Source organism: Paenibacillus glucanolyticus NBRC 15330 (assembly GCF_004000885.1).
Classification (GTDB): Bacteria; Bacillota; Bacilli; order Paenibacillales; family Paenibacillaceae; genus Paenibacillus_AQ; species Paenibacillus_AQ glucanolyticus.
Map to the genome: position 1 here is coordinate 26918 of NZ_BIMC01000014.1, position 22104 is coordinate 49021.

General features: G+C 51.3%; 19 protein-coding genes. All 19 read right to left on the reverse strand.

Features of this window, described 5'->3' with window-relative positions; genetic code table 11:
• Positions 1-233: 233 nt before the first annotated feature.
• Positions 234-989, reverse strand: a complete 756-nt coding sequence (gene recO, locus PGL02S_RS19125) for a DNA repair protein RecO (protein WP_036644439.1) — start codon at positions 987-989, stop codon at positions 234-236.
• Between the two features lie 36 nt (positions 990-1025).
• Entirely contained in the window at positions 1026-1166 is a 141-nt protein-coding gene (locus PGL02S_RS19130) for a YqzL family protein (protein WP_006209031.1), read from the reverse strand.
• Positions 1167-1304: 138 nt separating this feature from the next.
• The gene (gene era, locus PGL02S_RS19135) at positions 1305-2207 is read right to left on the reverse strand and encodes a GTPase Era (protein WP_036644442.1); all 903 of its coding nucleotides are present in this window, start codon (positions 2205-2207) and stop codon (positions 1305-1307) included.
• A gap of 67 nt (positions 2208-2274) precedes the next feature.
• Entirely contained in the window at positions 2275-2688 is a 414-nt protein-coding gene (cdd, locus tag PGL02S_RS19140) for a cytidine deaminase (RefSeq protein WP_006209030.1), read from the reverse strand.
• A 33-nt stretch (positions 2689-2721) separates the two neighbouring features.
• A complete protein-coding gene (locus PGL02S_RS19145; protein ID WP_036644444.1) occupies positions 2722-3105 on the reverse strand; it encodes a diacylglycerol kinase family protein in 384 nt (127 codons plus the stop codon).
• Complete coding sequence (gene ybeY, locus PGL02S_RS19150; RefSeq protein WP_036644446.1) at positions 3105-3602, reverse strand: rRNA maturation RNase YbeY; 498 nt, start codon at positions 3600-3602, stop codon at positions 3105-3107. Before ybeY ends, PGL02S_RS19145 begins: the two co-directional genes overlap by 1 nt.
• 24 nt (positions 3603-3626) lie before the next feature.
• Entirely contained in the window at positions 3627-5903 is a 2277-nt protein-coding gene (locus PGL02S_RS19155; protein WP_036644448.1) for an HD family phosphohydrolase, read from the reverse strand.
• Positions 5904-5917: 14 nt separating this feature from the next.
• Positions 5918-6889, reverse strand: coding sequence for a PhoH family protein (locus PGL02S_RS19160; protein WP_006209026.1), 972 nt, complete (start codon positions 6887-6889; stop codon positions 5918-5920).
• Between the two features lie 6 nt (positions 6890-6895).
• Positions 6896-8089, reverse strand: coding sequence for a sporulation protein YqfD (yqfD, locus tag PGL02S_RS19165; protein ID WP_036644449.1), 1194 nt, complete (start codon positions 8087-8089; stop codon positions 6896-6898).
• Positions 8086-8379, reverse strand: a complete 294-nt coding sequence (gene yqfC / locus PGL02S_RS19170; protein WP_006209024.1) for a sporulation protein YqfC — start codon at positions 8377-8379, stop codon at positions 8086-8088. The genes yqfD and yqfC overlap by 4 nt, the downstream gene beginning before the upstream one ends.
• Positions 8380-8509: 130 nt before the next feature.
• Entirely contained in the window at positions 8510-9100 is a 591-nt protein-coding gene (locus PGL02S_RS19175; RefSeq protein WP_036644451.1) for a hypothetical protein, read from the reverse strand.
• Between the two features lie 19 nt (positions 9101-9119).
• Positions 9120-10127, reverse strand: a complete 1008-nt coding sequence (floA, locus tag PGL02S_RS19180; protein WP_006209022.1) for a flotillin-like protein FloA — start codon at positions 10125-10127, stop codon at positions 9120-9122.
• A gap of 96 nt (positions 10128-10223) precedes the next feature.
• Positions 10224-11585: an NfeD family protein gene (locus PGL02S_RS19185; protein ID WP_006209021.1), complete on the reverse strand. Its 1362-nt coding sequence runs from the start codon at positions 11583-11585 to the stop codon at positions 10224-10226.
• A gap of 268 nt (positions 11586-11853) precedes the next feature.
• Complete coding sequence (locus PGL02S_RS19190; protein WP_006209020.1) at positions 11854-12294, reverse strand: GatB/YqeY domain-containing protein; 441 nt, start codon at positions 12292-12294, stop codon at positions 11854-11856.
• A 17-nt stretch (positions 12295-12311) separates the two neighbouring features.
• On the reverse strand, positions 12312-12485 hold the full coding sequence (gene rpsU, locus PGL02S_RS19195) for a 30S ribosomal protein S21 (RefSeq protein ID WP_005547957.1): 174 nt from the start codon (positions 12483-12485) through the stop codon (positions 12312-12314).
• Positions 12486-12669: 184 nt separating this feature from the next.
• On the reverse strand, positions 12670-13029 hold the full coding sequence (locus tag PGL02S_RS19200) for a histidine triad nucleotide-binding protein (RefSeq protein WP_036644454.1): 360 nt from the start codon (positions 13027-13029) through the stop codon (positions 12670-12672).
• A gap of 282 nt (positions 13030-13311) precedes the next feature.
• A complete protein-coding gene (locus tag PGL02S_RS19205; RefSeq protein WP_036644456.1) occupies positions 13312-16761 on the reverse strand; it encodes an AAA family ATPase in 3450 nt (1149 codons plus the stop codon).
• Positions 16762-17940 (reverse strand): exonuclease SbcCD subunit D, encoded by a 1179-nt coding sequence (locus PGL02S_RS19210; RefSeq protein WP_036644458.1) that lies wholly within the window; start codon positions 17938-17940, stop codon positions 16762-16764. It lies immediately after the preceding gene.
• Between the two features lie 51 nt (positions 17941-17991).
• A complete protein-coding gene (gene addA, locus PGL02S_RS19215; protein ID WP_036644590.1) occupies positions 17992-22104 on the reverse strand; it encodes a helicase-exonuclease AddAB subunit AddA in 4113 nt (1370 codons plus the stop codon).

Below are 22104 nucleotides of genomic sequence, written 5' to 3' on the forward strand. Positions count from 1 at the left end.
CTACTTGGCACTGCTCATTCGCTGTCATGCTTCAAACCAGCCAATAAGCAAAACCCACTTTATCGGTTCATCATGCTCCCGGGTGCCTCTTCATGAATCTCTCCCACCAGGCTCTCACCATCCCCGGCTCGCTATACAACGGATCGATAATTCACTACTTTCCCGTTCAATGCATGTCAGTATTCAAAAAACTAATAAACTGATAAATATCATACCTCATTCTATACCTTACGTCAAATGTTGTACTTGTCCATCTGGTCCAAAAAGTTTTGCGATTTCAGACGCAGTCCGAGCTGCATATCCATTAAGGCTCGCATGACCGTTTTGAGCTCGGCCTTGGTCTCATTCTTCACATCCACATTGCCAAGCCGTCGCAGGTCCAACCTTCCGAACAGACGCAGCAGCTTCAGGGTTCTCGGTGTAACGGACATCGCCGGCGGATCCAAATGCTTGCAGTATCGGCACAGCACTCCGCCAAGGCGAGGGCTCACCAGCATATCTTCATCTTTTCTAGTCTGATTGCATGATATGCACACATCCAGCTCAGGCCCATAGCCTGCGGCCTGAAGGATTTTCATCTCATAGAGATTTATGATAATTTGGGGATCCTTATCCTCTTGAAGAGCTTCCATACAAGCCTTCAGCTGATGAAACCAAAAAGCGCCTGTCTCCTCATCCTGCAGCACCCGATCCAAGAGCTCGCAGGCATAAGAAGCATAGGCAGCTTTGACAAGATCTTCGCGGAGCCTATGATGAGACTCCATAATTTCACCAGCATTCAAATTACCGAGCCCTGTACCATTACGGAAGAAAACATACTCTCCATAGGTAAACAACTGTGTCAGAGCAGCATGCCGGCTTTTCACCTTTTTTGCTCCTCTGACCAGCACACCTACCTTGCCCGATTCTTTGGTGCAAAGTGTAATGATTTTGTTCCCTTCGCCGTAGTCCATGCTGCGGATGACAATCCCTTCCGCCCGATATAGCATGCGTTTTCCCCCAACCATTCCTGGAGCAACCAATGATTACTCGTCTTCTTCATGCGGGGCCGCCTCTTCTTCAACGGATGCTGCTGCAAGAACCGATTCACTTTCGGCTTCCTTATACAGCAAATATGCATCGACATCTCCTGTCATCGCAAAATACTTCCACGAAAAATCTCGCATTCGTATTCATCCTCTCTTCGGAAATGACGTTTCGCATCTACGGAAATTAGGATGTGCGTCTGGAGCCGTTTTATGAAATGCAATTGTTGGCAGGCGGCACTGCGTATGATTTCCCGTTAGATTTGGACACCGGATGGATTACTCCCCACGGTGAAATCCGAGATCACGAAGGACACGATCTTGATTACGCCAATCTTTTTTAACTTTAACCCAGAGTTCCAAGAAAATCTTGGATCCGAGCAGTCTTTGAATATCCTGACGGGCTTGTCTGCCTACTTCCTTGAGCAAAGCGCCCTGCTTTCCGATGATAATGCCCTTCTGCGAATCACGCTCCACAAAAATAACGGCTGAAATGTACACAGTTCCGTTCTCCTCCACCCGCATATCTTCAATGGTAACAGCGATGGAGTGGGGCACCTCTTCCCGGGTCATATGCAAAATCTTTTCGCGGATCAGCTCTGCGCACACAAACTGCTCCGGATGGTCCGTTACCTGATCCTCCGGATAATACTGCGGGCCTGGCGGCAGGTATTTCTGAATCTGATCAAGCAGCGTATTCACATTGCTGCCGAGTTTCGCAGAAATCGGAACGATCTCGGCAAAATCATGGAGCTTGCGATACTGCTCAATAAGGGGCAGCAGGGCAGTCGGCTCGATTTTATCGATTTTGTTCATCACCAGGATAATCGGAGTCTTGAGCTTTTGCAGCTGCTCCGCAATGTAACGATCCCCTCCGCCGATTCCTTCAGAAGCATCAACAAGAAACAGAGCTGCTTCAACCTCGCCTAATGTGCCCAATGCAGTCTGATTCATATAATCCCCAAGCTTGGATTGGCGCTTGTGAATACCCGGCGTATCCAGAAAGACTACCTGTGAATCATTGGTTGTGTACACTCCATGAATTTTGTTTCTCGTCGTTTGCGGCTTGTCCGACATAATCGCAATCTTCTGACCAATCACTTGATTCATCAGGGTCGATTTGCCTACGTTCGGTCTTCCGATAATAGCCACGAATCCGGATTTAAATTGTTTTTTCTGCATAACATTCCTCCGCTACTGTTCCTGTATCAACTTGTTGTATTCTTTTTAATTAATTCCACTAATTCACTCAAGCTTGCTCTTTGTTCAGATCCCAGGGGCCAAATGCTCCCGGCAGCAGCTCACTGACGGTGGTCTCCTGTATATCGCCTTTCAGATTCCCCATAATCACTTTCATATCCGGCTTGCACAGCTCCACCAATACTTGGCGGCATACACCGCAAGGTGAGCAGGGGCCTTCTGTATCAGCAACAATGGCAATTGCCTGGAAGCTCCCTGCTTCATGACCATCCGCAATCGCCCGGAATAATGCCGTACGCTCTGCACAATTGGTGGGACCATAGGCAGCGTTCTCCACGTTGCAGCCATGGTGTACCTCTCCATGCGCATCCAGAAGAGCTGCGCCCACACCAAACTTCGAGTAGGGTATGTAAGCCCGCGTGCGTGCCTTGATTGCTTCCTGCATTAATAATCCTGCATCCATGTATAGTTCCTCCTATAGATCAACTTGTTGATATCAATTTGTCATTGATTGTATCCATTCCCAAACCGGTTGATAGAACACCAGTAAACCGACCATGACGGCAAACGCCGCTGCAACTAACGCTGCACCGGCTGCGGTATCCTTAGCCAATCGGGCTAAAACATGTTTTTGTGGCGAGATTAAATCGACTACGGCCTCGATTGCGGTATTTATCAGTTCTGCAATGAATACAATGGCGATGGCCAATATCAGAAATAACCAGCTCATCCGGTCCAAGTGCAGCAAAGCTGCTGCGATGAGTACGATCAAGGCAGCAGCCATGTGTATTTTCATATTGCGTTCCGTTTTCACAGCCGTGACGATGCCCCGTAAGGCACAACCAAATGCCTTATATAACGATTGTCTGTGCGGTTTCACTATCTTGTCAATCCTACTTCGGCAAGCACAGCCTCCTGTTTGCCCATCATTACGGCTTCGCTCGCTTCATCCTGATGATCATACCCGAGCAAATGCAGAAATCCGTGAACGAACAGAAAACCCAGCTCCCGTTCAAGAGAGTGACCGTATTCTTCGCTTTGCAGCTTTGCACGCTGGACCGAGATGATAATGTCACCCAGAACATCCGGGACACTCTCCAGCTCCTCACCTTCGTCAAGCTCATAAATGATTTCGAGCTCGTCGTTTGTAATCTCATTCATGGCAAAGGACAGCACATCGGTTGGGCGGTCAATTCCCCGATATTCCCGGTTCAATTCATGAATCTGTCCATCATCAACAAAGGTCAGATCCACCTCTCCATCCGTTACTCCCTCGGCCTCTCCTGCCTTCTGAAGGATCGCTTCAAGCACAGCGATAAACTCCTCGCCAATGTGAAATTCCTCTTGTTCATTATTCCATGCCAGCTGCAGGCTCATTCTTAAACGCTCCTTCTCTTGTTCCTAACTGGTTGCCGTTGTCCCTGAAGCAGTTTCATCCGTTGATGGTGCCGGCGGTTTAGGCCGCTTCACATCTTCCGGATATTCGATCCGGGAATGGAAAATTCCCATCACCGTTTCCTTCAATGTCTTGGCGATAATATCCAGTTCCTTCATCGTTAAATCACAATCATTAAACTGATGGTCGTCCAAGCGGCCCTTGATGATCTTCTCGATCATCGATTCAACCTGCTCCACCGTCGGTTTGCGCAGCGAGCGAACGGCTGCCTCCACGCTGTCGGCAATACCGACGATGGCAGACTCCTTGGACTGAGCCTTCGGCCCATGATATCTGAAATCATCTTCCGTGAAATCCGGTTCAATGCCCTGCTCTTCAGCCTGACGGACCGCTTTATGATAAAAATAATGTAAAAATGTCGTGCCATGATGCTGCTCTGCGATATCTCGTATCGGCTTGGGAAGCTTGTACTCCTTCAACATTTCCACGCCATCCCTTGCATGAGCAACGATAATGGATTTGCTCAGCTTCGGCTCAATGGAATCATGCGGGTTCTCCATATTGTTCTGGTTCTCGATAAAATAGATCGGCCGCTTGGTCTTCCCGATATCATGATAGTAGGAACCGACACGGCAGAGGAGACCATTGGCGCCAATCGCTTCCGCTGCAGCTTCCGACAAATTGCCGACCATTACGCTGTGATGGTAAGTGCCTGGTGTCTCTGTCAGCAATTTGCGCAGCAGCGGATGATTCGGATTCGACAATTCTACGAGCTTTAATGCCGACAGGATGCCGAAGGTGACTTCGAAGAACGGCATAAGCCCGATGACGAGGATAGCTGTCAACAGCCCGCCCGCAATAGCAAAGCCTATTGAATACAGCGTTTCTGTCGTGGTCCAGGTATCGTTATTGATTAACAACATGATAAACACGATCAGCGCTCCGAAGAGAGAAGCCATAATACCGCCCTTCAGCATCGTTGACCGCTGGCTCGCACGGTGGATAGAGAAGATCGCTACACATGAAGTTACGGCTGCGAATAAACCGAATTGGAAGTCAAACAGTTCCCCTCGCACATTCAATATCACACTCGCCATGATACTGAAGATAATGACACTGAAATAGGCAAGCGAGGTTTCCAGCAGCAAGGTTACCAGAATCGCGCCGATCGCAACGGGCGCAAGATATCCTACATAGATCTGGGAATCACTTTGCAGGAAAGCGGTCAAATGCATGGTGATCAAGGTGATCACGTACACGAGAAGCAGCATTAACAGCTGCGAATTGTTGTATTTGAATTTGCCGGGATCCGATTGTCGGATGAACATCAGTATGCCAAGCGATAGCAGAGCGGACAGCAGCAAAACACCCAGCTCCGGCCAGTAATTCACTTCATCCTTAAGCAATCCATTCTTGCCAAGCAGCTCATAAAGTTCCGGTGTGATGAGCTGACCCTTGGCCACGAGGATATCCCCTTGTTTAATGAATACAGGCGGGGTATTCTCGCGTTTCTCAACCCTTGCTTCCTTCGTTGCTACCTCGTCAAGAAATTTGTTAGGCGTGATCGCAAGACGCGACAGCTCCTGAACAACTTCTCTTGAAGTCCGATCATCCAACCGACTTGTACTTACCATCTCCGCAACCCTTGCGCGTGCTGTCTGCGCATCAAAGATTTCGTTCAGCATCAGCCGGGATACGATTTCCCGGGCAACGGATTTCATCTCGATAATGTCTTCAGAATTCAACCTTGGCAGCTTAATAAAAGTCTCCTCAGGGATGCGGTAGGTTTGTTCCTCGATCACACGCTGCATCTCGTCGAGCAGCTCTTTGGAATAAGCTTCATTTGTGCTGTTGGCCGAAACAAAATTTTGCACGAACTCTTTTGCCATTCTCGGAATTTCATTGCGATAAATCCCGACTTTTTCTGATGAGCTGATATCCACATCTTGATTCAGGCGCTCAATGCGATCAAGAATTTGGGTAACCAGCACGTCATTTCGCAAAGGAACAAGAGGGTATATGGGCTGGACGCTCTCTGCGGCAGCCTCTTGTGCCTTCAATGTAGCCTTGCTGTCCTCTATTTGTACAGGCGACACGATGTTCTTCTCACTCTTCGTATTGACCTGAATGTCATACCGCTCCGGCAAAAGCTTCGATGCTAGACTGATATAAAAGAGCAACGCAAGCAGCAAAAACAGAATATAGCGTGTTGCCACGCTATATTTCCATCCGCTGTTTTTACCCCATATGGACTTGTCCGTCGATGGTTCTTTGGAGGCCATTGCGACAATCCCCTTTAATCTTGGTTTTCTGCTGCTTTATCATAAGCGACGATGATTTTTTGAACTAAAGAGTGCCGTACAACATCCTGTTCAGCAAAGTAAACAAATCCGACTTCCTCAATATCGCTCAAAATCCTTTTAGCTTCGATAAGTCCTGATTTCTTGCCACGCGGCAGGTCAATCTGGGTCACGTCCCCTGTAATGACCATCTTCGAGCCAAATCCGAGCCGTGTCAGAAACATCTTCATCTGCTCCGGTGTTGTGTTCTGCGCTTCATCCAAAATAATAAATGAATCGTCCAGCGTCCGTCCGCGCATGTAGGCAAGCGGCGCAATTTCAATCAATCCCCGCTCAAGTGCCTTGGCGGTTTGATCCGGACCCATCACATCATATAACGCATCGTACAGGGGTCTGAGATAAGGATCCACCTTCTCCTGCAGATCTCCTGGCAGAAAGCCCAAGCTCTCTCCTGCCTCGACTGCAGGCCTTGTCAGAATAATCCGTTTCACGGAGCCTTCCTTAATCGCTGCAACGGCCAGCACGACCGCCAGATAGGTTTTCCCGGTTCCTGCAGGGCCGATGCCAAATACGACATCCCGTTTCTTAATCGTGGTCACATAGTGCTTCTGACCGATGGTTTTTACTCGAATAGGCTTACCCTTGAAAGTTGTCGTGATCTCGCCCTTGTATAGATCAAGCAGTTGGTCCGCCCTCAATTCCTTAGCGAGTTCTACAGCATACAGAATATCGCGTTCAGTCAGCATGTAACCGTTCCGGACAAGCTGAAGCAGCACTTCAAACAGCTGCTGGAGACTCTCCACATTTCGGTGTTCTCCCCGAATCGTGATGACCGCTTCCCGTGAATCGATGGTTGCGGGAATTTCTTTTTCAATTAATTTAAGAAACGTATCTTGTGGTCCGAACAAAGACAGACCTTCTGACGCGCTTTGCAGTAAAATTTGAATGCTGGTCGTTTGCTGTGACAAATAGCCTCATTCTCCTTGATTGTATACTATGGGAAGTTCTTTCGCGATGGTCTCTTCCACCTCAAAAAGCACTTTCATATAAACTTTACCATTCTCTTTCTTATCATGCAAAATTTTTTGGCTTACGAACCTTGATTTCGCTCCGTATTTCGCTAAAATATCCCGCTGTGCCCCCTCGATACCCTCATTTTTCGCTTCTTCCTCCGTGATGGTATGCTGAACCTCCGTGACCTCCATAATTTTTTCTGTCATCCAGCCCAGCGGAAGCACGCGCGTTCTCCATGTGAGGGGATCATAATAGGTCAACGTTTCCTGTTGCGAAAATGGAATTTCGCCATAACCCCACAGCTGGACGGCCCGATCTCCAAATACGATATAAGATCGTTTTTTCCCTTCGCCCGTATAGACCTTATGAGTCTTAACCAAGGGGACCTCAATGTTGTACTCATGCCATACAAGCCCCCTCACTTCTCCATTGGCCACCACTCTCTCCGAGTTCTCCTCATCCCCGAGGACACCGGAAATCAGGACGTCCCCCTTCTTCACCCGGGAGTTGATCCCTACTTTGGGGACCCCCTTCTCAGCATATATGTGGGTAATGACAGCATCCTGTGTACTGATAAGATGCCTTGGGCTCTGAAGAGGCGGCTTCTCCGGCACGGCAGCTTCTACAATCTGTATACGTATGCGTGTCCCGTTACGTTCCACTCCCACCCATGAGGTTCCCGGAAGGCGGGCCGTCATATTCCCGGACAGCTTGTCCAATGATTCCAGCTTAAAAATCCATTGAAAAGGATAAATCCCTTCCTGCTTGGCTGCATCCAGCACATCTTCCGAAGCAATGGTCTCATTCCCCTCTACCTCAACATTCCATATCATCGAGGAAAGGGTCAGCAATATGGTAAAAAACAAAACAATGCCAAACACAAACGCTTTGCGTTTCAACAGACGCCGAGCCTTAAAGGGGTAACCGCAGCGCTCCTTGATGCGCGTGCGGCAGCCTGTCCGTTTTAACAGCGGACGGAGCCCTCTAAAATCCTTCAGCAGCAGTTTAAGCTCCGCTGAATGCGCCCCTGTCGGTGTAACGTCCCAAACGGGAATCCCCGCCTCCGCCAACGAATTGATGAATGCTTCCACATGCTCACCGCGAACAGCAAGCGTCAAATATCCTCGAAGGTTAATCATTGTCGGAATCTTCACGGTTTCTCCCCCGTTCCTATGTATTGGATATTATGAATGGTTCCAATGATGGTCACTTCATTACTCTGGATTGCCTGAATCGCAAGACCGGCCCCTGAAATCTCCAAAGAACCCTGCGTCAAAGACAACACAAGTCGTTCCTCTGAAAAATGCCGGACTCCGCGATGGTTCTCGATATGCAGCTCTTTATTGCCGATCAGGGTCAACCGCGGCAAATCAAATAACAGGTCCTGTGGCAAATCAAGCATTTCTTGGGTCCATTTCTGCAGCTTGCGGCTGATGCGGGACATATGGAGACTTTCCCCCTTCCTGTACTGTACACCTTATGCCCCAAGTAGCTGTTTTATGAGATCAAAAGTAAAAAGACCGCCCCGTCAAAAAAATCTTGACGAGGCGGTCTCCCACTATCTATTAATCTACTTATCGACGAGGATTCATCTGGCGTTTGGCACGCGGGGTTCCTAATATTTCTGACCATACAATACCATTTCGTGCCTGTTCTGCAAAATTCGATCGACTGCCGTCAGACTGTTCACGATCTTCGTCTCGAATTTCGACAACGGTTTCCGGTAGTGCGGTGGTCATCCTGTTCAACTCGGAATGTATCCGGTCCAGATCCGATTGCATCATGCGCATCCTATGATCCATGCTATCGGATTGACGATTCATCTCCTGGTCACGTCTCATTCGATCAATCTCTTGATGTTCAAGAGAGTATCCGTTCCCAGTCCCCGGTTCTTCTTCATCGATCCTGTCAAAACGGGAGGTTTCATGAGCAGGTGCTGGACGGGAGACTTCCGGAGATGTCTGTACCCGCCTTGTTTCAGGCCGCTGCTGCGGATCCTGCTGCCTCTGCTGTCCCGGTCTTGCAGGACGTTCTCCCTCGCCACCGAATGTTGGCATACGGGTGGTTTTCCCCTCCTCAGGGTTCTTGCCGCGCCTTCCGAGGGCGGAGATGATGAAGAAGCCTATAACAGCTACAATGTAAAAATTTTCAATTAACCAGCTCACTATAGGCCCACCTCATCATTTACTTGTTTTTGTTGTCTCCCGGATTATCATTGTTCTCGCCCATCTTGCCGAAGGATCCCCTCATTTGCGTGTCGGCTTCGATGTTTTTCAGGTTCATGTAATCCATGACGCCGAGTTGACCGCTGCGAAGGGCTTCAGCCATGGCCAGCGGAACTTGGGATTCCGATTCCACAACGCGCGCCCTCATCTCTACGACGCGAGCCTTCATCTCTTGTTCCTGCGCAACTGCCATCGCGCGTCGTTCTTCCGCCTTCGCCTGTGCAATACGCTTGTCGGCTTCAGCCTGTTCGGTCTGCAAATAAGCACCGATGTTCTTGCCTACGTCCACATCCGCGATATCGATGGACAGGATTTCAAATGCGGTACCGGCATCCAAGCCCTTGGACAGTACCGTTCTGGAGATCAGATCCGGATTTTCCAAAACATCTTTATGAGAGTTACTCGAACCGACGGTTGTAACGATACCTTCACCTACACGAGCGATGATCGTTTCTTCCCCGGCGCCCCCGACCAAACGGTCAATGTTGGCACGCACGGTTACACGAGCTTTAACTTTGACTTCAATCCCGTCTTTTGCAACAGCGGCAACGATTGGCGTCTCAATGACACGCGGGTTAACACTCATCTGAACAGCCTGCAGAACATCGCGTCCCGCAAGATCAATTGCGGCTGCACGTTCAAATTCAAGTGGAATATTGGCACGTTGAGCTGCAATCAGGGCATTTACAACCCTGTCTACATTACCGCCTGCCAAATAGTGACTTTCCAGCTGATTGATATTTAAACCAAGACCTGCTTTTGTCGCTTTAATCAGCGGATTCACAATTCGGCTTGGCGTTACACGCCGCAGGCGCATAGCCACCAATGTTATAATCCCTACGCGAACGCCGGAAGCAATCGCCGAGATCCAGAGCATTAACGGGAAGAAACTGAAAAACACACTAAGTACGATGATCGCGACAACCACGATCAACAGAATCGTTATCAAAGAACCATCCAATGCCATACTTACTTCACCCTCCATTTGAAAAATATTTTCATCATATCCTGGAACCGATTAAAACACTTGCCCTTTTCATACTACACAATTACGTGACGAGGTTCACCCTTTTTCTTCCTCTACCACAATTCTAGTACCGTCTGTCTTGATCACTCGGACCGGGCGACCGGAGTCAATGAATCCTCCCAGCGTGACCACATCCAGACGTCTTCCCTCGAGTTCCATCGTTCCAGCTGGACGGAGCGGCGTAATTGAAGTTCCAATGAGACCGATTAATACATCCCGGTCTTCATTCGGAACATATCCCTGCTCCCTCGATAAGCTGTCACTAAGTATGAACTTCCGCCATATCCCGCGTTCCTTGAATACGAGAGCGACAACGATTACAGCTACAAGAGCCGAGGCGGCGGCAATACCAAGGGACAATGCGACATGCGATGTGCTGTAGGCCGCCAGCACGACACCGGCGATCAAACTGGCTGATCCAATAATGCCCAGTATGCCGAAACTTGGCACAAACAGTTCCAAGGCCAGCATCACAATGCCGATAATAAACAGCAGCCAGGTCTCCCATCCGGCAAAACCGGCTACCTGATTACCGAAGAAATACAGTACAAATGAGGCCACGCCGAGAATTCCAGGTACGCCGAAGCCCGGTACAATGACTTCGATAATAACACCTGCGATACCAATGAATAACAGCAGTGTCATTACCCCAGGGTGTGTTAGGAAGGTAGCCAGCTTTTCCGAGAAAGTCGGCTCCATCCGGAATACATCCTGAGTGGAATAATCCATCCACGCGATAACCTCTTCGGTGCTGTTTGCAAGCGTATCCGCATAACCCGTCTTGAGTGCTTCATCTGGCGTCAATGAAATAATATCACCGGGTTGTTTTGTCAATCCGATCTCAGGCATATCAACCTTCAGATTAATGTCAGCCATGCCCATGGCGATATTCTTGTTTCGCCCGCTTGCTTCAGCAGCACCAGCCATCTTGCTCTTCCACCAGGAAACCAGCTTGGCATCTTCAATTCGGTTTCCTCTGGAATCGACCATATAGGCTGCACCTATCATGCTGCCATCCGACATAGCAATCTTATCTGCGTTCAGCGCGATATAGCTGCCAGCCGATGCAGCATCCCCTGTAATGTAGGCTACAATAGGAATATTGCTGTCCTTCATCAAGGTGGCGATTTTCCCAGCCTGATCGACCAGTCCGCCAGGCGTATCAATCTCCAGAACAATGAGCCCGGCCGACATTTGTTCGGCTTCCTTAAACCCGCGTTCCATGAAACTGGTTAAACCCCGCTCGATCTGCTGTTTAACCGGAATGACATAGACCGACCCGACGTTAGCCGCCACTGCAGGCTTTGTCGGACCAAAATACATCCCGATGGATATCAGTATCATAACCGCGGCTGCCGTCAAAGTCAGGAACCTTCGCATCCAGATCTGTCCCTTCATCTTTCTCCCTCCTTTTCGAATTATTAAGCCATCCATCCCCTAATTCAACAAAATGAGTTCAGCGACCTGCCTTAAGCATAAGCATATGTATTTACTTGCCCTCATATGGTAGTTATTACGAATCAGAAACGATTTCGTTTCAAAAAGTATGCCCATCGTTGGAAAAAACCATCGATTAAGTAAACAGCATTTCTAACAAAGTAAGCGGTTTAGCCACAGAGTAAGAAAAAACACCCCTTGAAAAACAAGGGGTGTTTCACTTATGTTGTTACAGAAATTGTTGAACTACTTGATTAACAAGCTTTCCGTCTGCACGCCCTTTAACTTTTGGCATGAGAGCGCTCATCACTTTACCCATCTCGGCTTTTGAAGAAGCACCGGTTTCCTGGATGGTCTGCTGTACAATGACTTTAATTTCTTCTTCAGTAAGCTGTTCCGGGAGGTAGGCGCTAAGGAGCTCAATTTCTGCTTTTGCATCGGCGGCAAGATCGTCGCGTCCCGCTTTTTCAAATTCTTGGAGGGCATCTTTGCGCTGTTTGATTTCACGACTAAAAATATCAAGCACTTCGTTGTCATCCAAACTTCGTTTCAAATCTATTTCAAGATTTTTTATCGTCGAACGAACCATTCGAATCGTTGAGAGTTTGAACTTGTCCTTACTCTTCATCGCTTGCTTCATATCTTCGTTCAATCGTTCGCTAAGATTCATGCTTTTTTCAGATCCTCCTAAAACTTTCTCTTACGAGCAGCCTCGGACTTTTTCTTGCGCTTTACGCTTGGCTTTTCATAATGCTTGCGTTTCTTCACTTCAGCCAATACGCCATCTTTAGCAATGGAACGCTTGAAGCGACGAAGTGCAGCATCAATTGTCTCGTTTTTGCGAACTTTAGTTTCAGACACCAGTTTTCCCTCCCTCCGACCAGACCGTCCAAGAGCATTAACACGGTTCATCAAACTTCATTATAGGGCAAACCGAAATAGGGTGTCAACCTTGGGCGCCTAATTTACAATAGTCTCAACAATTGGAACAACCCCGCAGAGGTCAAACACTGCGAGGTTGATATCGTTCTCTTTATTCCAGATGCTATGTATGAGCGGGTGAAATGCCTGTCAATGCACCTAAACGACGGCCGCCCATCAGATGATAATGTACATGGAACACCGATTGTTCTCCATCAGGTCCGCAGTTGTTAATCATCCGATAACCGCTCTCTGCAATGCCAAGCTTGGCCGCAGCTTCTTTTGCTGCTTGGTGCATCTCACCAATCAGCTGCGAATCCTCATCCTGAATATCGTTCATGGATGCGATATGCTTCTTGGGAATGATCAATACATGAACAGGTGCTTCCGGGTTAATATTTTGAAATACAAGCACCTTATCATTCTCGAGTACTTTCGTCGAAGGAAGCTCACCCTCTACAATTTTACAAAAAAGACAATCCATGCACGGTTACCCCTTTCATACGTTCTCACGCTTTTATCATATAAGAAAATGGACCATGCGTCCAATAAATGACTTTATCAGCAGCAGGCAAAAAAAAGAGAAGCACCCCTGGAACGCAGCTGTCCAGTAAGGAGGCGCTTCATCATGAGAGCAAGGGAAAAGTTAGGAATCCCCCATGATCAAGCGCCTGCCCGGTGCTTCTTGTATATGTCGGCTTAACTGTACTATAACAGTGCCTTGTTGCTGTTTCCGTGATATATATCACATCGACTGCTCTGGCTGCTACAGCGATTCGATCGCAAGCTGCGATCCTTCTCCAGCCTGCTCCGCAGGCCGCACGACCAGCTTCCGCGGCAGACGCGCCCGAAGCTCTGGCACGTGGCTGATGATGCCGACGGTAAGCTTATCGTTATGAAGCCGCTCCAGAGCGGTGATAACCGTCTCCAGCAGTTCCGGATCCAGGGTGCCAAAGCCTTCATCAAGGAAGAAGAACTGGAGCGGATACTGCCCCCGAAGCTGAATCTGCGCTGAAAGCGCCAAAGCCAAGGCCAGCGAGGTTAAGAATGTCTCACCGCCGGATAGCGTGGATACCGGCCGCCTTACGCCGCCGTTGGCGTCATCCCGAATGACAAAGCCTCCCCCGGAATCCACCTCAAGCGAGTAGCGCTGCTTGGTCAAGAAGCGAAGACGCTGGGAAGCAGACTGGCTCACCTGCATCAGCTGCTCTTCCGCAATGTATTCCACGAATGCATTGCCTCGCAAGCAGGACTGCAGTTTGGACAAGCGCTCGCTTTCCCGTTGAAGGCCAAGGCGCAGCTCTTCCAATTCCATAAACCGGATATGTCGCTTCTCCAAATCTTCCAGGTCCCGCTCCGCTCTGGCTTTCGCCCGTACGGCCTCCTCATCGGCCGTACGAGCCGCCTGAAGCTCGGCAGAGCTTCGTTCCCATTCCTCTTGACGGAATGGATCGGTGCCGAGCTTCTGCTCGACGTCCCGCAGCCTTAGCGTCCATTCTCGTTGTCCCTCACGATGCGCCTTCACCAGCTGGGCACATCGTTCGGTTTCGCTCTCGGATAAGCAGGCTTCCATAACGGCTGCCTCCGTAACAAACGGCGAGGCTTCCAGTTGCTTCTCCCATGCAAGCTTGGCAGCAAGATACAGCTCCTGTGCGGCGTTTGCAGCCTGTTCTGCAAGAGCTGCTTCTTTGGCTGCAAGCTGCGCCGCCTCATCGGCCTTTCTGCGCTTGCCTCTGGCCTGCTCAGCGGATTCCTTCAGAAGCTTCAATCTGGATCGGCATTCGCTCAACAGCTCTTCAGCGGATCGTTCCCCAATCCATGCCTGAAGGCGCTCTTTCTTGTCTTTCAACACTTCAGCTTTGCCCTCACGCTGGGCATCCCACTGAATCAGCAGCTTCTCCAGCTCACGAAGCTTCTGCTCCAGGCGGAGGACCGCCTGCTGCTTCTCCTCAATGAAGGGAACGCTTCGTTCAAGCCCTTCCCTAATGGACTCGGACTCCGAATCCTTTTGCTGCATGAGCTGAAAACGATCAGCCGTCTCTTCCAAAGGAAATGCCGGGTTGTCCTCCTGCCATAAACTTTGAATGTCGGCAGTTTCGGCTTCCAAGCCTGCAAGCTGATCGCGCAGTTGGTTCACTATCGTCTGACCATTCTCAGCCGCAGCATTCTGCTTCATGAGCTCCTGTTGGCAAGCGTGGAGGCTCTGCTGAGCCTTGGACGCTTCCATTCGGCACTGCCCAATGGCAGCTGCCTGTGCTTCCGCTCTTTGCACCAGCCATGCAGTGTCTGAAGCAAGCCTCTCCACATCGTACGGTGTTTCAACAACAGGCACTCCTGAGGCTGCAGCTTCCACCCATGCTTCGTCCTGCTCCTCACGAGGGCCCTCGAGAAGGAGTTCGCTTCCAGCGAACGGCTCCGTCTGGGCATTCAAATGACTCACCAGAGATTCCGCTTCGTTAAGCTGCCCCCGCAGGGTCAATCGGATTTCCTGTATCTGATGTACAATCCGTGACAGTCTATCCAGGTTCTCGTCAGAGGTCGTATCAGACGGCTCCGAAGCTGCCGCAGGAAGAGGGTGATGCTCGCTTCCGCATACGGGACAAGGCTTACCCTCCTGTAGCTCAAGAGCCAGCGACATGGACAAATCATGAAGCTGCTTTTCACGAAGCAATTGATTCATCGCCTGGTTTACCTGGCTGGCCGCAACTGCCGTCCGGTCGGCAAACGCCGCAACTTCAGCGGCAGAACGCTGCAGATTGCCGGCATGTGCCGAGAGCTTTATGTATCGCTGCTGCAGTTCCACTTCCTGCTTCTGCAGCATACTGAGCCTTAACTCTTGCTCCTTGAGTTTGATCTCCTGCTGCTTCAGTTCGTGTTCTGCCTTTTCCTTATGCTTACGGGCTGCCCCCAGTGCCTGAACCTTCTGCATCGCCGCATGAAGCGCCTGACGCTCACCTGAGCGGGTCTCAAGCCCTTTGAGCTTATCCTGCAGCTCCTCCCGCCGTCTGCGTCCTCGTTCAAGTAGCTCCTGCTCCTTCTGGAGCTGCGCGCCCACCGTCTCGAATTCTTTGCGGGCATCCGCTCGCTGTACATCCAACCGGGCCAACTCGTTGGACAAAACATCCCGCTCTTGCTGCAATAAGACAGCTTGCTCGAGCTGCTGCTCACGCAGCACGAGCTTTGGCTCCTCTGCGATGAGCGCTGCCTGGGCAGCTTCATCTGCTGTGCCCGCCTGTTCAGCAGCCTGCTGAGCTGCTGCAGCCTGCTTGGTGAGCCCCTCGGCATGCCTGAGCCGAGTTTCCCACGTTTTGCCGGTATCACGCCACGTCTCAAGCGCAGGGAGGACAGCGGCAGCTGCTCCCGTCAGTTCCAGCCGGTGCTCCAGCCGCTTAATCTCTTCCTCTTGAGCAGACAATTCATCCAGCTTGCCCAACAACCGTTGCTTCTCCATGTCCAGCTCGCGAATTTTTCCCAGAGCTTCATGCGCCTCAATTGTGGCCTGGAGACGGCTGCGGGAGGATACAGCGAGTTTCTTAGCATCTTCCAGCGCTGTTTTCGCTTCTGCCAAAGCCTCTTTGCCCGCGCTGCCCAGCCCTTGCTGCTCCGCTTCTATGGATTTCAGGGCACCGTCCGTATCCTTCACCCGGCGGCTGAGCTTCATGGCAAGCTGATCTCCGTACCTCTCCAAATGAAACAGCCGCTGGAGCATCTGCCTGCGATCGCTGCCCTTCAGGGATAGGAATTCGGCGAATTTCCCTTGAGGGAGCACGACCGCACGGGTAAAATCGTCCATCTTCAATCCGATTTTCTCTTCTACGCAGCGGGTGACGTCGGCCAGCTTATCCGCCATCACTTGCTCCCCTTCGGGTGTAACTTGGATAAAACGGCTGATCGTATTGCTGATGGAGAGCTCATTCACTCGTTTAAATCTCCGCTCTACCCGGTATCGCTCCAGCCCGGCAGCAGAAGAAAGCTCAAACGTAAAGGAGACAGACAAGCTGTCCTCCGAATGGTTCATGATTCCCTGGGTGCCGTTAACCGCGCGCTCCACTTTCCCGTACATAGCCAGTGTAATGGCATCTAGCAGTGTGGATTTCCCGCTTCCAGTCGGACCGAATATCCCGAAAAGTCCGGTTTCACACAACGTTTCAAAATCAATTTCCTGCGTACTGCGGTAGCTCTGCAAACCGGATAACTTCAACAGAATCGGTTTCATCTACGCTTTCACCTCCGTCCCGTCGGGTTCCTCTTCCTCTACAAGCTCCAGGAACAAATCAACCAGATGGTCCTCGGGCTCCGCCCCGCCGGTTTGCCGCTGATAGAACTTGCGGAACAGATCTGGTAGCGGCAGTCGGGAACGCTCATTCTCCAGCTCCAGCGCCTCCATCTCCGGATATACCGGGCGAATGTGAACAATCCCGTCCCTGCTCTTGCGCAGGCGCTGGATGTCCGCAAGCCCCATGGCCTCCGTCAAGGATACCTCCAGATCGATAAAGGCATCTGGATCACGACCCTCATCAAGCCACTGATAAACTTCCTCCAAGCCGCCCTTTGCCTTCCAGCGAACTAGCGAACGACCGCTGCTTAGAAACAGCTCCTCAATCACGGGGACTCCACCTGGCGACACGTCAACCATCGTCACAGATTTGGCCTGCCCAGCTTCCGAGAAGCTGTAAGCCAGCGGTGAACCGCTGTAGCGGATGATCCCCTCCCCTTTCACAGCCTGAGAGCGATGCAAATGACCCAGCGCCGTATAGGCTGCGCCGACAGAGAGTGCGGACGGATCGACCGTATAAGCTCCGCCAACCTGTATCGGTCGTTCAGAATCGCTCTCAACGCCGCCAAGAACATAAATATGGCTCATAGCCAGGTTAATCGTCTGCGGGGAAAACTCCCGTGCCATCATCCTCATCAGTTTCCCTACTCTTTCGCTATAAGCACGGCGGAGCTGGTCCTCGTCCCCATCCACCGAGAGCAGTTCATTCAACCGCGCCTCCGAGGGATAGGGAAGAGCGGCTATCTTGGCTGTTTCTCCCGTACGTGCCGCCGAAACAGTCACGGCATTGGCGATAGGAGTTCCAATGAGGGTAATGCCCCTGGTCGAAACAAGCGGCGTGATGGATGCCACACGCTCCGGCTGATCATGATTGCCGGCAATGACCACCATCGGGCGGCCTCCCTCTGTCAGCCTGGCTGCCGCATCATAAAACAGCTGCTCCGCTGCCGCAGGCGGATTTACGGAATCATAGACATCTCCCGCCATAAGGATCAGGTCTGCCTTCTGATCCTTAGCCAGCTCAACCACCTCATCCAGAAAGTGCTCCTGCTCCGCCAGCCGGCTCCGTCCTTCAAGCGTTCGCCCCAAGTGCCAGTCTCCGGTGTGCAAAATACGCATCGCAAATCTCCTCTCCCAAACTTCCAACAAACTCAAACTCACTACAATGGGTTAAACCTGAACGGCCTGTCCCCCATCAAAAAAGTACAGCCATTTCTCATATACAGGCTCGCCTAAAATGTCTTCCAGCGCCTTTGCATACAAATCCAGTTGAAAACGGTACTGTTCCGCCAAAGCCGGAATGCCGCCGCGGTGCTCCAGCACCCGATCCGTTTTATAATCCAGCAGCACAAGTCTTCCATTGTGCCGGAATAAGCAGTCTACAACCCCCTGGATCAGCACCGTCTCGTCCTGAAGCAGTTGAACATGCGGGTGATCGCTCGCCGTCTGTTCCGCGATTTGGTCTATAAAAGCAAGCCCTTGATAGGCTTCCGCTGCAGGCAGTGCATAGGAGAACGGCATTTCACGCCATGTATCTTCTGCTTCCAAAAGCTGCTTCCCAACTGCACAATCAAAAAGGCTGCTGATTTCCGCCGGCTCCACGACGGCAGCCTGCTCTCCGGTTATGATTTCCTTCTCCACAAGATAGCGGATGGTTTGTTCAATCTCGGAAATCTGTTCAGCAGCTCCCCCCAATCGTTGAAGGGGCAAGTGCTGCATAATCGTATGGTAGACCGTTCCCCGCTCGGCTGGTGTCAGCTTCGCAGACTCCATGAATTTTGGCCGCCTCAGGTTCAGTGTGAAGGAAGCGCCAAGTCCTATATCTTCCTGGCTCTGGCGTTTCACGGCCTGCTCCTCTATCAGATCCAAGGAGGGACTGTCCTGAAGCGTCAAGAGTTTCTTCATCTCCGTCACAGACGTTTTGGCGGAAATTTGACTGACCGCTTCATAGCGATAGCTCCAAGACAAGCGCCGGTCAATGGCTTCCCGCTGGTGATCGGACACAGCCTCCTCCTGCTGCGCCGTCGCTGAATCCAGTTCTACCGGCTCAAGCTTGTGAAGAGCTTTTAATTTGTTCTTTCGATCCAGACTGTCTGCTTGTACATCATCCGCAATTCCACTCATGCCCTGCGCCAAAGATTCCGGTGTCTCTATCGAAAACAACCACTCTGATTGATCCTCAGCCAGCACACCCAAATTCCCCTCTACGGGCAACCCTGCCATTTCACGGAGCAAGGTCGCGGAAGGGTGCCGGATCACGGCAGGACCGATCCAGTCCAAATAACTCCGGCCTCGGGCAAGGACATAATCCGGCAGCAGCAGCTCGGGATTATGATCGGCCTGCGCCCATGCAGACACTTTTTTCGGCAAATCCTTCACCGTACCGACCAGGATCATCTTCTCCTTCGGTCGTGTGAGCGCAACGTAGAGCACTCGCATCTCTTCGGCCAGCAGCTCCAGCTGCGATCTGCGGCGGATTGCCAGATTAGGCAGGGTGGGGTAACTGACCCGCATGCCCTCATCTACAAATTTCGGTCCAAATCCAAGCTCCTTATGCATGAGGAAGGGCGAGTTCAAATCCTGCTGGTTGAAATTCTTGGACAACCCCGCCACAAAAACGACCGGGAATTCCAGCCCTTTGCTCTTGTGAATGGTCATCAGACGTACAGCGTTTCCTTGGCTGTCCGTTCCGCCGGCAGTCCCAAGATCTCCCCCCCGCTCCCGAAGCCTTGAAACAAAGGTAAGAAAACGAAAGAGTCCCCTTGAGGAAGTATCCTGCTCATACTGCACCGCACGGTCATACAAGGCTGTCAGATTTCCCTGACGCTGCTTGCCTCCCGGCAAACCGCCGATCCAATCCAAGTAACCGGTCTCGCTGTAGATCCCCCAGATCAGCTCGCTCAGGCTCCCCTGACGGGCCTCCTGACGCCAGCGCCGCAGCCGGTCCATGAACAACCCCAGTTTTGTGCCCAGCTCCGTTGATATTTCAACATTCGGGCCGTTCATCCGCATCGAAGCACTTGAAGAGCTGCCTGCAACCAGCTCATGGCCTGCCGCCGCTTCTGCCATACTTTCCAGCTCTGTGCCCGGAGTCCACTTCCCGTCAACGAGACCTAATGAACGTTCTGAATCCAATACCGGCGCCAGTCCACCTAACGCAGCAGCTGCCTTAAGCGCATCGTAATAAGTACCTTTGGCGCACAGGCGGACCTGTGCCATCTCTTCCTCCGATAAACCGAGAATGGGCGATCGCAGAACCGATGCCAGAGGAATATCCTGCCGAGGGTTATCGATTACCTGCAGCAGCGATAAGATAATCTCCACTTCGGTTGCCTGAAAGTATCCTTTGTTCTGCTCGCCGAACGCCGGAATTCCCTCCTGTCGCAGCTCCTCAATGATTAGAGACGCCCATACCATGGCAGAACGCAGCAAAATGACCATATCTCCATACCCGGCGGGCCGCATCGATTTCAGTGCCTTATCGTAAACCATGAGCGGCTTTCCGCTTTCGCCGGTCATCTCACGGATTCTGCGGGCAATGGCACGAGCTTCCAGTTGGGCGGTTTCCATCTCAAGCACCTCAACCTCCATCATGCCCCCGTCCTCTTCCGAAGCCGATTCTTCGGACGGTTCCTCCGCACCCTTTCCGAGACGGTCGATGAGAAGCAATTCCGGCGTATAAGGACTCATGCCCCCTGTATCCTCGCGTTCGGGAAAGGAAGCGCCGGATATCAGCTCCGCGCGCTCGTCATAGGCGATCTCCGCTACGGATTCATTCATGATCTGTCGAAACAGCACATTAACAGCATTCACAACTTCCATCCGGCTTCGAAAATTTCGAGCCAGATCAATCCGCATGCCCACAAGGGACGTGTTGACGTCCGAGGAGAATTTTTTGTATTTATCAAGAAAAAGTCCCGGCTCTGCCAGGCGGAAACGGTAGATGCTCTGCTTGACGTCTCCAACCATAAACCGATTTCCCGGCGCTTCTCTGGATATCAATCGTACGATATCTTCCTGCACACTGTTTGTATCCTGATATTCGTCCAGCAGCACTTCGTCAAACTGCTCGCGATATTCCATCGCCGCATCGGAGGGCATCATATGACCCGGCACGGAATCCGGATGGCGAAGAATATGTAGGCAGTAATGCTCCAGATCGTTAAAGTCGACCAAGCCTTTTGATGCCTTGGCCTCCCGGTATCGCTCGCCAAAGGAAACAACCGTCTCGGCCAGTTCCTGCATCAGCGGCGCAGCCGTATGCAGCTCCTGCAGAAATTCTGATGCCGGTCGGCCGAACAAGGCGCTTTTCAGCTCATTTACGGTCTTCTTCACATGGTCCCGAAGTTCCTTGACCCGTTCCTGCAGCTCAGGCAGGACATCGTCCTTCCTGACCGATTTCAGCTTGCCAAAAGAAACCTCGCGAAAAATACCGTATAACGATTCCCACGGTGAAGAATCGATGGCTTCAAGCAAAGAGGCCACCAGCGACAAATCCTCATTCAGATTATCCACATACGGTGCTGGCCCCCCGGGCTGCATAGCGATGGTTTTCGCTTGCAATAGCAGGCCTGCAGCTCCGTTCAATGCTAAACGTGCATCAGCCAATACACTCTGAACCCACGCTGTTTGTCCGAGCGCCTCGGTATCCGCTACCTGGAAGCTTGCCGCTGTGTCTCGCAGCCAGCTTGCCGGCCATGAATGACTGCGCGAGAAATCGTAGAGGCGCTGAACGAGACGATACAGTGCATCGTCCGTTCTCTCCCCGCTGAACCAATCAGCCAAACGGAGAAACGTACTGCCCTGGTCCTGCTCTACTTCACCATACTTCTCTTCGAACAGCTCCTCCAACATATCCTGCCGCATCAAATCCGCCTCATGTTCATTCAGAATGCGGAACCCCGGATCCAGCGGGATCAGCTGATAATACCGGCGGATGACTTCCATGCAGAAGGAGTGCAGCGTTGTAATCGACGCCCTGCCGAGTAAAGCGAGCTGGCGCCGGATATGCTCGTTGTCCGGGTCACGGTCCAGCTCGCGTTCAAGCGCTTCCCGAATCCGACCGCGCATTTCGGCTGCCGCTGCCTTGGTAAAGGTAGCCACAAGCAGCCGGTCCACACTGAACCCTGTGGTGTCGTCAAGGATTTTGCGAATGATCCGCTCAACGAGCACGGCGGTTTTTCCTGAGCCTGCTGCGGCTGCAACCAGGATGTCATCACCCGAAAGTGCAATGGCCTTCCATTGGTCATCACTCCACATGCTGCCCTCAGGCTTTGCTATCAT

Excerpts from the sequence above, each read along its gene's own strand:
- recO (WP_036644439.1), bottom strand. The coding sequence starts at position 989 with ATGCTATATCGGGCGGAAGGGATTGTCATCCGCAGCATGGACTACGGC.
- yqfC (WP_006209024.1), bottom strand. The coding sequence starts at position 8,379 with ATGTCCCGCATCAGCCGCAAGCTGCAGAAATGGACCCAAGAAATGCTT.
- era (WP_036644442.1), bottom strand. The coding sequence starts at position 2,207 with ATGCAGAAAAAACAATTTAAATCCGGATTCGTGGCTATTATCGGAAGA.
- floA (WP_006209022.1), bottom strand. The coding sequence starts at position 10,127 with ATGGCATTGGATGGTTCTTTGATAACGATTCTGTTGATCGTGGTTGTC.
- PGL02S_RS19155 (WP_036644448.1), bottom strand. The coding sequence starts at position 5,903 with ATGGCCTCCAAAGAACCATCGACGGACAAGTCCATATGGGGTAAAAAC.
- ybeY (WP_036644446.1), bottom strand. The coding sequence starts at position 3,602 with ATGAGCCTGCAGCTGGCATGGAATAATGAACAAGAGGAATTTCACATT.
- PGL02S_RS19200 (WP_036644454.1), bottom strand. The coding sequence starts at position 13,029 with ATGGATTGTCTTTTTTGTAAAATTGTAGAGGGTGAGCTTCCTTCGACG.
- cdd (WP_006209030.1), bottom strand. The coding sequence starts at position 2,688 with ATGGATGCAGGATTATTAATGCAGGAAGCAATCAAGGCACGCACGCGG.
- PGL02S_RS19205 (WP_036644456.1), bottom strand. The coding sequence starts at position 16,761 with ATGAAACCGATTCTGTTGAAGTTATCCGGTTTGCAGAGCTACCGCAGT.
- PGL02S_RS19190 (WP_006209020.1), bottom strand. The coding sequence starts at position 12,294 with ATGAATCTTAGCGAACGATTGAACGAAGATATGAAGCAAGCGATGAAG.
- addA (WP_036644590.1), bottom strand. The coding sequence starts at position 22,104 with ATGATAGCAAAGCCTGAGGGCAGCATGTGGAGTGATGACCAATGGAAG.
- PGL02S_RS19130 (WP_006209031.1), bottom strand. The coding sequence starts at position 1,166 with ATGCGAGATTTTTCGTGGAAGTATTTTGCGATGACAGGAGATGTCGAT.
- PGL02S_RS19210 (WP_036644458.1), bottom strand. The coding sequence starts at position 17,940 with ATGCGTATTTTGCACACCGGAGACTGGCACTTGGGGCGAACGCTTGAA.
- PGL02S_RS19185 (WP_006209021.1), bottom strand. The coding sequence starts at position 11,585 with ATGAAGGGACAGATCTGGATGCGAAGGTTCCTGACTTTGACGGCAGCC.